Annotated in this window: 7 protein-coding genes and 4 pseudogenes; 8 read left to right on the top strand and 3 right to left on the bottom strand. The window is 59.5% G+C overall.

The window, feature by feature from the left end; translation table 11 throughout:
* The 7 genes and pseudogenes from NKH43_RS34250 to NKH43_RS34220 all read left to right on the top strand — a co-directional run.
* Window positions 1–140, top strand: a pseudogene (locus NKH43_RS34250) (ArdC-like ssDNA-binding domain-containing protein); the annotation flags it as partial.
* Window positions 141–348: 208 nt separating this feature from the next.
* Complete coding sequence (locus tag NKH43_RS34245; protein ID WP_352861924.1) at window positions 349–1953, top strand: ABC transporter substrate-binding protein; 1605 nt, start codon at window positions 349–351, stop codon at window positions 1951–1953.
* A complete protein-coding gene (locus NKH43_RS34240) occupies window positions 1953–2894 on the top strand; it encodes an ABC transporter permease (RefSeq protein WP_352861922.1) in 942 nt (313 codons plus the stop codon). Before NKH43_RS34245 ends, NKH43_RS34240 begins: the two co-directional genes overlap by 1 nt.
* A gap of 1 nt (window position 2895) precedes the next feature.
* Window positions 2896–3777, top strand: coding sequence for an ABC transporter permease (locus NKH43_RS34235; protein ID WP_352861920.1), 882 nt, complete (start codon window positions 2896–2898; stop codon window positions 3775–3777).
* Window position 3778: 1 nt separating this feature from the next.
* Window positions 3779–4786: an ABC transporter ATP-binding protein gene (locus NKH43_RS34230; protein WP_352861918.1), complete on the top strand. Its 1008-nt coding sequence runs from the start codon at window positions 3779–3781 to the stop codon at window positions 4784–4786.
* A complete protein-coding gene (locus NKH43_RS34225; protein WP_352861916.1) occupies window positions 4783–5811 on the top strand; it encodes an ABC transporter ATP-binding protein in 1029 nt (342 codons plus the stop codon). The genes NKH43_RS34230 and NKH43_RS34225 overlap by 4 nt, the downstream gene beginning before the upstream one ends.
* Window positions 5812–5910: 99 nt before the next feature.
* On the top strand, window positions 5911–7344 hold the full coding sequence (locus NKH43_RS34220) for a CapA family protein (RefSeq protein ID WP_352861914.1): 1434 nt from the start codon (window positions 5911–5913) through the stop codon (window positions 7342–7344).
* Here the strand turns inward: NKH43_RS34220 and NKH43_RS34215 are convergent.
* Window positions 7325–7717: pseudogene (locus NKH43_RS34215) on the bottom strand (IS30 family transposase); the annotation flags it as partial. The gene NKH43_RS34220 and the pseudogene NKH43_RS34215 sit on opposite strands and share 20 nt — an antisense overlap.
* A gap of 113 nt (window positions 7718–7830) precedes the next feature.
* Here NKH43_RS34215 and NKH43_RS34210 point away from each other — a divergent pair.
* Window positions 7831–9205: pseudogene (locus NKH43_RS34210) on the top strand (IS1380 family transposase).
* Between the two features lie 192 nt (window positions 9206–9397).
* Here the strand turns inward: NKH43_RS34210 and NKH43_RS35400 are convergent.
* Window positions 9398–9785, bottom strand: a pseudogene (locus NKH43_RS35400) (helix-turn-helix domain-containing protein); the annotation flags it as partial.
* A gap of 158 nt (window positions 9786–9943) precedes the next feature.
* Window positions 9944–11209, bottom strand: a complete 1266-nt coding sequence (locus NKH43_RS34200) for an ATP-grasp domain-containing protein (RefSeq protein ID WP_352861912.1) — start codon at window positions 11207–11209, stop codon at window positions 9944–9946.
* Window positions 11210–11934: the final 725 nt, after the last annotated feature.

The following is an 11934-nucleotide window of genomic DNA, read 5'->3' as shown; positions in this document are numbered from 1 at the left end:
CCTCTGGGCGCACCTATTCCGGCATCAATATCCTCATCCTGTGGGGCGCGGTCATCGAGCGCAGCTATCCCAGCCAGAACTGGCTGACGTTCCGGCAGGCGCTTTCCTTTGGCGGCAATGGCAGGACGGGCGAGCACGGAGGTCTTCAGCAGGGGAAAGGGCCCAGGATACCTCGTATCCACAATCCAGAGCGCTCTGAGTTATCTCAAAACCAGATCGCAACGATACGCAAACTGAATTTGACGGAGGTCGCGGCGCGACGGAACATAGATCGAATGAATGCTCCTCTCAGTATTCATCTAACCGATAAGCGTGATAACGGCGCGACCGGAAAAAGGGGAATGAGCCATGGCAATCTCTCGACGTGAAATGATCAAAGCGGGTTTGGCCGCCGGAGCGGCTATATCGATCCCCTCAGTCCTGAGGGCACAAACAGCACCAAACGACGCGCGGACGGTCCGCATGGTGATGGGCGACCTCAGCACCTTCGATCCGATAGCCACGACGGCTACCATGACCGGCAATCATGGCCTGGCGATTTACGACATGCTGTTTTCGCTTGATTCCGAATTGATCCCACAACCGCAAATGGTGGGAAAGTGGGCCGTTTCCGATGACAAGAAAACTTATACGTTCGAGCTGCGGGATGGTCTGGGCTGGCATGATGGCACCCCCGTCACCGCGAAGGACTGTGTCGCCTCGATCCGTCGCTGGGGCCAGGTGCCTTCTGGCGGAAAGCTGATCGTGGAACGGGCAAGGGACATCTCGGCGCTGGACGAGAAGACCTTCGCCATCGCGCTCAAGGAGCCGATGGGGCTTCTTCCCGAAATCCTGGCGGGAGCCGTAACGCCGGTCCTATTCATCATGCGCGAAAACGACGCGAGTCTCGCTGCCACAGAGCAGGTGACCGCGAACATCGGATCTGGGCCGTTCAAGTTTAACCATGCTCTTGCTAAGCCGGGCGCCAGCTTCACCTACGACCGCAATGAAAAGTATGTACCCCGCGACGAGCCGACAGACGGGTTCGCGGGCGGGAAGGTCGTCAACGTTGATCGCGTTATCTGGGAAAATATCACTGATCAGCAGACTGCCTTTGCGGCCTTGCAGTCGGGCGAGGTCGATTTTCACTTATTGCCACCCGCCGATCTCTACCCAGCGATTGAGAGCGATACTAACCTTGCACTGCAGGTTCTTAACAAGGCGGGCGATGTATATTTCATGCGCATGAACTGCCTGCAGAAGCCGTTCGACAACGTCAAGGCACGCCAAGCAATGCTTCACCTGATCGATCAGGAGGCATTTATGCGTACTTCGTTTCCCCCAGAATACACCCGCACCATCACTTCGTTTTTCGGAAACCAAACGCCCTATACCAACGACGAAAATACGGGGTGGTACAAGAAGGGCGGTGATCCGGAAAAAGCCAAGCAGCGCTTCAAGGAGGCGGGATATGCGGGTGAGAAAGTCGTCATCCTGCAGCGCACGGACTGGGCGGAGGCCGGCAATTGTGCGCAGCTCTTGGCGGTCACTCTGCGCAAGATTGGGGTCAATGCCGAGCTTGCGCCGGGCGATTCGGCCTTAAATGGCGCCCGCCTAAGGAACAAGGGCTCCGTTGAGAACGACGGCTGGAGCATTTTCATCACGTCCGAGTCCGATTATGAGCGCAGCACTACGCTCAGTAATCCCACTCTGACCGCGAATGGCGAGCAGGGTTGGTGGGGCTGGCCGAAAAGCGATGAATATGAGGCTCTTCAGGCCAAATGGGCGGATGTGGAAACGCTCGAAGAGCGCCAGGCACTGGCGCGCGAGATGCAACGTATACAGTGGGACATCGCGGGCACCGTTCTACTGGGATCAGTTCTCTCGCCAATCGCGCGCCGCAAGACGCTCACTGGTCTCATCGAAATGCCGTCGCTCACAGCGATGTGGAACATGCACAAGGTTCCCGCCTAGTGGCTGCCTACATCCTACGCAGATTCGTTTCGACCATCGCCGTCATGGCGATGGTCGGGATCTTCATATTCCTGCTTCTCAGGCTGGCTCCCGGCGACCCGGCGGCCATGATCGCCGGCAGAAATGCCGCTCCGCAGCTGATCGCCAGTATCCGAGAACAGCTGGGCCTGAACGACCCCATGCCGGTTCAGTTCATGCGTTGGGTGCGCGACATGCTCGGCGGCGATTTAGGCACCTCGATCTTTGCCGGACGACCGGTTCTGGAACTCATCTCGCAGCGGCTTGAGCCGACTCTTTCCCTATCGATCCTGACGATGACCCTTTCGGTGACGGTCGGGGTCTCTTTCGGCATTCTTGCCGCGTGGCGAACTGGCGGGCTCGTCGACCGCCTCCTCGCGGCTTTTTCGGCAGTTGGTTATTCCGTCCCGGTCTTTGTCATCGGCTATTTTCTCATATACTTCTTCACCATCAGGACACACTGGCTACCGGTCCAGGGATACGTCCCTTTCAACCAGGGCCTCGGGCCTTGGTTTGTGCACCTGATCCTTCCCACCGTGGCTTTAGGGCTTGGGTACATTGCATTCATCGCCCGGGTTACGCGGGCGAGCATGCTCGAGGTCTTGTCGGAAGACTATATGCGAACGGCCGCCGCCAAAGGCGCGTCGTCCTATGCCATGCTTTTTCACCATGCCTTGAAGAATGCCGGCGTCCCCATCCTGACCGTCATCGGCATAAGCTTCGCCTATCTGATCGGCGGAGTCGTCCTCACGGAAACAGTGTTCAACATACCCGGTATCGGTCGTCTGGTCGTGGGTGCGATCAACAACCGGGACTATCCCATCATTCAAAGCGTGCTCATCCTGACTTCGGGTCTGTACGTCCTTATCAATCTCATTGTCGATCTGGCCTATACGCTGATCGATCCCCGCATCCGGTACTGATATGACCCTCCTCTCCGCACCAGTTGAAGCCGTGCCGATGGGTCGGCCGCAGCTATCCGATGTTCCCCGTCTTGCAAAGCGGCACCCGCTGGTCCTGTTAGGTGGCGGCCTCCTGGTGCTCCTGATCATTCTGGCGCTGGCCGCCCCGCTTTACGCCGGAGATCCAGTGAACATTGATCCATTCAAGCGCCTCCAGCCGCCTTCGGCCGAGATGTGGTTCGGGAGTGACAATCTGGGCCGGGACGTGTTTGCACGAACGATCTTCGGCGCCCGGATCTCTCTCGTGGTCGGGCTCATGTCGTCGGCATGCGCGGCTCTTGCCGGCCTTCTGATCGGTGTTATCGCCGGCTACAGCCGCAGCTTCGACAATGTTGTCATGCGGGTCATGGACGGCCTGATGTCGATCCCGACGATTCTGCTGGCCATTGCGCTCATTGCTCTGACAGGACCGGGAATCGGCATCCTCATCGTCGCCATTGCGATTCCCGAGACGCCAGCCGTCGCGCGGCTGGTTCGTTCGGTGGTTCTGGGGGTTCGGGAGCGACCCTATGTCGAGGCCGCGCTCTGCGGCGGGGCGCGCCTGCCGAAGGTGCTGTGGCGACATATCCTCCCGAGCACCGTTCCGGCGCTTATGGTTCAGGGCGCTACTGTCTGCGCCAGCGCGATCCTGACGGAGGCCGGGCTGAGCTTCCTTGGCGTGGGCGTGCCTCCCGAGATTCCGAGCTGGGGCAACATGATCGCCAGCTCGCGGCTCTATCTGGCCATCGCGCCACTGACAATCTTTGCCCCCGGCATCTGCCTTGCCGTCACCGTCCTTGCCGTCAACCTACTCGGGGACGGCCTGCGCGACATGTTTGATCCCCGAGCCAGGCAGAGGCGCTGACATGCAGATGCATCAAAGGCCGGGGAACGACTTGTTGCTCGATGTGCGAGACCTCGAAACGCATTTCTTTGGCGAAGACAGCGTTACTCGTGCGCTGAGCGGCATCAGCTTCCAAGTGAAGAAGGGCGAGACGCTTGGCGTCGTCGGCGAATCGGGATGCGGGAAGAGCGTCACGGCGCTGTCCATCCTTCGCCTGCTGCCGAAGCGGGGCGCAAGGACCGTGGGCGGCGAGGTCCGCTTCCAGGGTCGCGACCTGCTAGTGCTGTCCGATCGGGAGATGCGCAAGATCCGCGGCGAGCGGATCGCCATGATCTTCCAGGAGCCGATGACGAGCCTGAACCCGGTCTATACGGTCGGCCGCCAGATCGCCGAGGCGGTGCAAATCCACACGAAAGCGTCCCATTCGGCGGCTATGAAAAAGGCCGAAGAGATGCTCCGTCTCGTCCGCATCCCGGATCCCGAGCGTCGCGTCAACAACTATCCCCACGAAATGTCGGGCGGCATGCGCCAGCGCGCAATGATCGCCATGGCTCTTGCCTGCTCGCCGGAACTGTTGATCGCCGATGAGCCAACGACTGCGCTTGACGTCACGATCCAAGCGCAGATTCTCCGGCTCATCGTTGAGCTAAAAGAGCGCACGGGAACGGCCGTCATGTTCATCACGCATGACCTGGGCGTCGTAGCCGAAACGTGCCAACGCGTCATTGTCATGTATGCCGGCCGGATCGTGGAGCAAGCGAGTATATATGATCTGTTTGCGCGTCCCACGCATCCCTACACCCAAGGCCTCATGCGTTCGATGCCTGATCCGCGGCGCGGCCGACAGCGCCGCCTTCCAGAAATTCCGGGGATCGTGCCAAGTCTGCGCGAGCCCATTGTGGGCTGCAGCTTTGCGCCACGCTGCCCGTTCGCGATCGGTATTTGCCGCGAGAAAACACCCATCCTACGTGATGTTAGGGCGGGCCACACCGCAGCTTGCTGGCGCGCCGAAGAGGTGATGGGCGCATGAGTGGTCCTTTGCTGAAAGTCGAGAATCTGACCAAGCATTATCCGCTCGGCGCCGGATTCCTGAAGAAGACAATTCCGGTGATCCGGGCGGTGGAGGATGTATCCTTTTCCGTCGAGGCGGGGGAGACGCTTTGCATCGTCGGCGAATCCGGCTGCGGTAAGTCGACTGTCGCGCGGCTCCTGATGCGGCTCGTGGAACCGACGGCTGGCCGCGTGCTGATCGACGGGACCGATATTGCGGGCCTCAAGAAGCACGCGCTTCACGCCTGGCGCCGTCGGATGCAGATGGTCTTCCAGGATCCTTACTCGTCGCTCAATCCACGCCTCACCGCTGGACAGATTATTACGGAGCCTGTCGAGAACTTTGAGAGTCTCAGCCGGAAGCAGCGTCAGGCACTTGCCGCGGATCTTCTCCGAAAAGTCGGAATGTCGCCCGAGATGATGCACAGGCTGCCGTCCGAATTGTCGGGCGGGCAGCGCCAGCGGCTCGGCATTGCACGCGCCCTGTCGCTCACCCCCTCTCTCATCATCGCCGACGAAGCGGTGTCAGCCCTTGACGTCTCCGTGCAGGCGCAGATCCTGAATCTGCTTCTGGACCTGCAGCAGCAGATGGGCATCGCCTTCGTCTTCATCTCACATGACCTCGGCGTCGTGGAGCATATCGCGCATCGCGTTGCCGTCATGTACCTAGGGAGGATCGTGGAGCTCGCCCCGAGCGAAGCGCTCTTTGCCAAACCCGTGCATCCCTACACCGAGGCGCTGATTGCGGCGGCACCCGTGCCGGACCCCACGCGAATTCGGTTGGAGGCGCCCGTGGAGGGCGAGGTGCCGAGTCCCATCAATCCGCCGAGCGGATGCGCCTTCCACCCCCGCTGCCCACTCGCGGTTGAGCGCTGCCGCGTCGAAGTGCCGCCTCTAGTGCCAATGGCCGACGGGCGCGTCGTGGCATGTCATGTGCGCGCTCCGGCCACGCAATTCCGGCCCAGCCGCCTGTGGCGGCCAATGTTTCTTTTTATTGGGACATAGCTGCTGAGCCTTTGACCCCGATCGAAGATCGCCAGCGCGGTGCTGACGGACACTGAACACGATGCCAAGTACCCCAAAAGAAGAGATGAGGGAAAGTCCATGGAAAATGAGAACGGTGGTCGTCCTGCCCAGCGAGATGCTGGCTTTGACGTGGTCGGTTCGATTGCAACAAACGTGGCGGACGGCTTCACGATGGTAGCAGTTGGTGATCTCATCGTGTCGCGAGCGGTGACCAAATCGCAGGATTCTGGCTTCGGCGCCGTCGTCCAGATTCTTCAAGATGCTGATGTCACGTTTGGCAACCTGGAGGTCAACATTGTCGATATCCGATCGTTCAATGGGTACCCGCAGGCCGAATACGGCGGTGCGTATCACCTCAGCCTGCCCGAGGTCGGTCCTGATTTGAAGGCGATGGGGTTCAACATCGTCGGTCGCGCTAACAACCATTCGCTTGACTGGGGCGTTGAGGGCATGCGCGAAACGAGCCGGGTGCTCGATCAGAGTGGAATCATCCATGCCGGCGTGGGCGAAAATCGTGCACAAGCCGGCGCCGCTCGGTTCTTAGAGACCGCACGCGGTCGTGTGGCGATAGTTTCGTGTGCTACAACCTTCATGCCTATGGCTCGTGCCGGCGATCCCGCTGGCGAAGGGCCAAGCAGACCAGGACTCAACGCCCTTCGTTTGGCGAAAAGCATTGTGGTTCCTCCCGAGATGCTCGAGAGTTTGAGGCAGATACGTGCTGTGTTACCCTGCCACTGGCCTGGCGGTGAAGATCCCAACGTGGTGGTGATCGAGGGAACGACATACAAAGCGGGCGACACGGCAGGTGTCAGCTATGAACCAAACCACCAGGATATCGCCCACATTGTGCGAGACGTTCGTCGGGGCAAGCAGTTCTCCGACTTCTGCATTTTAACGAACCACGGGCACGAGCCTGATAATTGCCGCCAGGTTGTCCCCGATTACGAACCATCGTTTGCGCATCGTATCATCGATGCCGGCGCTGATGCATATATCGGGCATGGATCACACCAGCTACGGGGCATTGAAATCTACAAAGGCCGACCGATCTTTTATGGCCTTGCGAACTTCTTCGAGGATGACCTCGGGACCCCATGCGGCGCTGACATGTTTGACGAATACGCTAAGGACCCGCGGGTCGACACGGATGCCGAAGTGAAAGTCGCCGAGATGGCCTTGACATTCACAGACCCGCTCTTCTTTGAGAGCATCATAACCGTCAGCCGATTCGAGCAGAACCAGCTTGCCGAATTGCGGCTATATCCGATTGAACTCGGTCACTCGAAGAGGTTTGCAAACCGCGGCGTTCCAAATCTTGCACCCACGCAGCAAGCAAAAGCCATTCTCGAGCGTCTACAGACACTCTCGAAACAATTTGGGACGGAGATCGACATCGAGAACGACGTTGGAGTGATCAGATTGAATCCGACCTCGACGCGAACACGCAGCTCGGCTGGGCCAAATGATGGTTCGACTTCCGCGCATGCGGCCCTTCGGCGGGGCGTTGACTGATCATGATCTCCGGCAAGACAAAGCTCTTGCCTCGGCTGCGTACGCGGGCCCTGGGGCCCGCCGCACGAGCCCCGTTCGCAAGCAGGCCGACAGTTCGCGGCGTAGCGCTCCCCGACCGGGAACGAAGAGGGCTTGGCTTCGTGGCTGATGCGCGTCATGTTGTCGTGCGGGAAGTCGATCGGCAAGCGTCGGGCGATCTGCTCCCTGGCCCATCGCGGATCCTTTCGCAGGCTGTGCCGGCGGCCCTTCCACCAAACGGCCGGACCAGGAACGGCGGCGCCACTTGGGGTCATAATGACGCCGGCCAGTCGCTGCTCCACATAAGTGCGCAGGTTGTATTGAGCGCAAGCTTGGTCGGTTTGGGCCGACGGGCCGTCGGTCGGCGTGCTACTAGCCTGAATATCTCAAAGTGAGGGGTGCATCGGCCCCGAGAATCTGAGAAACTGCTTTTGTAACAAAGACTATCAGATCCAAGGACGGGGTCCGATGCAAACACACTGTATCTCTGACCAGCTCGAGTTTGAAGGCTTCGACGACCACAAAGTTGTCGCCGGTTTCGACGGTGGGGCGATCACCTCGGATGCCGGCGCCTTGCTGCTTCGCCACGCCGACCAGGGATATCGGCCTTTTCGACCGGGTGGCCGCTTGCTTCATCGACCACCGCGATCCGGATTGCACGGTGCACAGTGTCCAGACGCTGGTCGGACAGCGCATCGCGGCAATCGCGCTTGGTTACGAGGACGTCGACGATCACGATACGCTTCGCCACGACCCAGTGCTGGCGCTCTTGTCGGAAAGCCTGACGCCGAAGCGCTCCGATTGCGGCGTCCTTGCCGGCAAGTCGACGCTGACCGGCTGGAGCACGGCCGCGCTGGGGAGCCGACGCGCTATCACAAGATCCGTTACGACAAGGAGGCGATGGAAGCTCTGTTCGTGGATCTGTTCCCGGAAGCCCATGCCAAGCCGCCAGGCGAGATCGTGCTCTATCTCGACGCCACCGATGATCCGCTGCACGGCCAGCAGGAAGGCCGCTTCTTCCACGGCTACTACAACTGCTACTGCTACCTGCCGCTCTACGTCTTCTGCGGCCGGCATCTGCTGGCGGCCAAGCTGAGGCGTTCCAACATCGACGCCAGCAAGGGAGCGGTCGAGGAGGTTGCGCGGATTGTGAGGCAAATCCGCAAGTCGTGGCCCCGGGTCCGCATCATCTTGCGCGCCGATTCCGGCTTTGCCCGCGAGGCGCTGATGGCCTGGTGCGAGCAAAACCGCGTCGACTATGTCTTCGGGGTCGCCCGCAACGAGCGGCTGGAAACGAAGATCGCCCCAGCCTTGGCGGAAGCCTGCCGGGCGTCCAAGGCAAGTGGCCAGGCCGCACGCGTCTTTAGCGACTTCATGTGGTCGACGAAAGACCGTTGGTCCCGCCGCAGGCGGGTCGTGGCCAAGGCCGAGTGGACGACATTGGGTGCCAATCCGCGCTTTATCGTGACGTCCCTCAAGCCGAGCGCTGGGCGGCACGGGCGCCTTTACGAGGATCTCTACTGCGCGCGCGGCGACATGGAGAAACCGCATCAAGGAATGCCAGCTCGACCTTTACGCTGACCGCACCAGCGCCGACACCGTGCGCGCCAATCAATTGCGGCTCTGGTTCGCCTCGTTTGCCTATGTCCTGATCTGCGCCTTGCGTCGCCTCGGTCTCGCCCACACCCGGCTTGCCGAGGCCACCTGCGGCACGATCAGGCTTAAGCTGCTGATCGGCGCACAGGTCCGCGTCTCGGTGCGCCGCATCAAGGTGGCGATGGCTTCGGCGTGTCCCTATGCCGACGAATTCGCACTGGCACACGCTACACGCCGCGGCCGATGACGCCGCAGGACGCGAACCCTTCCCGCCAACAACAGAGGATACATTGCACAAGCTCAATCGCCGCACGCACGCGGCGCCGATTGCGCTCGTCGTCGGGATCGGGGCACGATGCCAGCGCCTGGCCAGGCCAAAACACCGCCTAACGCCAGATGCCGTGAGAAAAGCGGGCTAGGCTGTCGATGCGCGATATCATTCCAGCCCGCCGCTGCGCGTCGCGGCATTGCGTCGTAGCTCACGGGAGATGGTCGAGGCGGATAGGCCAAGTTGGCGCCCGATCTCGCGTCTCGAAAGCCCTGAACGCGAAGAAGTGCGATCTCCTCACGTTCCGCAAACGCAAGGTATCGCTCTGACGGCGGCTTGGTGGAAGATCTGAACACCGCTGGTGCCATGCCGCCCGCCTGTCGGAACAATCTGGTTCCAACAGGCTGCGACATACCAGCCGCCAGGACAGCATCTTCGCTGGTCAGCCCCTGCGCTATCCCCAACCAGAATCGCTGGAGTTCAGATCGCTCCGCCTCTGGCGGATGTCCGGTGACGGCAAGGGCGCCCGTCCAGAACGGTGTGATCGTCGCTTTCCAATGCCATCGCAACCTCCTTCGTTCAGATGTTGCGACGACCGCTTGAATCCGCCCTTCGATCCCTATTCCGAGATTCTCAACTTTCACGGTATCGAGGCAAGCATGAGCAGCGTTCCAATCTCTAATGCCAAGGCGGAAAGCCCGTTTCGCGCCAACGCAGCTAATACCGGTTTTGAACGGTTCCTCGATTGTTTTTATCCGCGACCAGTGGAAATGGCGCAATGGACCAATTAATCAAGTCCACGGCACGCTGAAGTATCGCTTCGGTCTCAGCAAGGCATGGGGAGACGGCGATGACAAATCCCATAGAGTCCAGATGATTGCCTTTCCTGACGATCGGGTTCTTGGGTTCGGCATACAATCTGACCTCGGCGATACCTGGCACAGCAGCCGCCCGACCATCGCCATCGATCCAATCAAGGATGCCATCGCGATCAGGAACGAGGCTTCGCAAGGCCACAGTCTGCGAATACCTTTTCCGCAAATCCCATTCCTCGCCAATGACAAGCTTGAGGTGCCCCGTGATGAGATCGACACCATAACCCAGCTGAATCAGTTTAGGATCTCCACCGGCCATACGCGGATTGACTTCAATGACCACTGGGCCACGCTTCGTCCACCGCAATTCAATGTTTGTTGGCCCCCAGCCGAGGCCGAGAGCTTGTAAACTTCTCAGCGAAACCTCGGCGATGTGTGTATACTTGTCATCGGGTAGCGGGGCCGGAAAGATGCATTCACGAGCGACGAAATAGGGTGGCGGGCCGTACTCGTAGGCCACTATTCCAATGACGTCATTTCCCATTAAGCTAGCGACGTAAAGGGGGCCTTGTACGAATTCTTCGACCAATATCCTAGGCGAAGACCGCCATGTGTGTTTCCCGCCCAACATATAGGTTGTATGTTCGGCTACCTCTTCGACATTGCGGCACAATCGGACACCGATGCTGCCGCTGCCAACGGCTGGCTTAAGAACTACCGGCGGGCTGATCTCGGCAGCAAAGCCTTCAACCTCCATCGCATTCGTTGCCAACCGATAAGCAGGTATTGGAACGCCAGCCTCCGCCAGGAGCTCACGTTGAGTGAATTTGTCGCAGCATTGTTCGATGGATGTGGGGTTCGGACCCGGTAGATCGAAATGGCGGCAGAGCTTGCCAACTGTCGCATACACCGACTCGTCGTCGCCCGCAAAACCTGTAATGCCAGCAATGTCGTAAGTCGCACGCAGCCGGGAACATTCGCGGATCAGAGTATCAAGATTGTCTACATTGACCCGGATTGCGTCCAGCCTTTTTCCCGCGAGATAATCGTACTGACCGGGATCGGCCGACAGGGTAATTGGATGAAGACCAAGACGCTGGGCTGCCTTCACATATAACAGACCATTGCTCCTTGAGCCTTCAACCAGGATGAGCGCTCTTTTTGCCATTGCGTTGACCTCGGTTGACTGATGTACGGTGGTCCGAGGCGTAAATCGGCATCAGCTATTGTAGCCGTGCTACCCCGGAATACGCATTAAGTATCATGGTCGGAGATTGGTTAGTCGCGAAGGTTCTGTAAATTTTAGTGAAGAAAGTTGGCGAGCTGCCAGTCAGGCCCTAAATCGGCGAAACACTCGTATGGTTCAGACAGGAGGATTACCTCACCTGTCTTTTTGCGTCATTCTGCGAGCCAGTCGCTGTAACTCGCCAATCGATAAAGTCTTGGTCGACCGGCGTACCTTCCCTCAACCTCCTTCGGGCCGCCGTCATCGTTGCGAATGCCAAGGAAAGCTGCTCGTCACTAATGAGGCGGAAGGCTGCGTGCTCTCCGAGCAAAAATGCAGGCGGGGACCTTTTCTGCGCGCGATCGTGTCCCAGGGAGTGGTGTAGCTGACGGCTTGGTCGCCGCGCTCTCCGGCATGGGGCCGGGCTGATCAGCGTGCCACGGCTGGCAGGCTGATAAGAGGATCATCGCTCATTTGGCTGATGGTTTCCAGATGGGGTGGATGCCAGCCTTCTCCGACGGCATCGCAATGTGCCAAATTTGTTGTGTTAGAGCCACGCAAAGGAGAGGCAGGCATCCATGGAAAAGGTTACCATCATCGGGGTCGATCTGGCAAAGAACGTCTTTCAACTGCACGGGGCGGCAGCTGACGGATCAGTCGTATTTCGC

Origin of the sequence: Mesorhizobium sp. M1163 (assembly GCF_040318415.1) — a bacterium.
Classification (GTDB): Bacteria; Pseudomonadota; Alphaproteobacteria; order Rhizobiales; family Rhizobiaceae; genus Mesorhizobium.
Note: the sequence above shows the minus strand (reverse complement) of the source record. Positions and strands in the feature narration are given on the sequence as shown.

Bases quoted from the DNA above. Each gene is read 5' to 3' on its own strand.
- NKH43_RS34245 (WP_352861924.1), top strand. From the start codon at position 349: ATGGCAATCTCTCGACGTGAAATGATCAAAGCGGGTTTGGCCGCCGGA.
- NKH43_RS34235 (WP_352861920.1), top strand. From the start codon at position 2,896: ATGACCCTCCTCTCCGCACCAGTTGAAGCCGTGCCGATGGGTCGGCCG.
- NKH43_RS34230 (WP_352861918.1), top strand. From the start codon at position 3,779: ATGCAGATGCATCAAAGGCCGGGGAACGACTTGTTGCTCGATGTGCGA.
- NKH43_RS34225 (WP_352861916.1), top strand. From the start codon at position 4,783: ATGAGTGGTCCTTTGCTGAAAGTCGAGAATCTGACCAAGCATTATCCG.
- NKH43_RS34220 (WP_352861914.1), top strand. From the start codon at position 5,911: ATGGAAAATGAGAACGGTGGTCGTCCTGCCCAGCGAGATGCTGGCTTT.
- NKH43_RS34200 (WP_352861912.1), bottom strand. From the start codon at position 11,209: ATGGCAAAAAGAGCGCTCATCCTGGTTGAAGGCTCAAGGAGCAATGGT.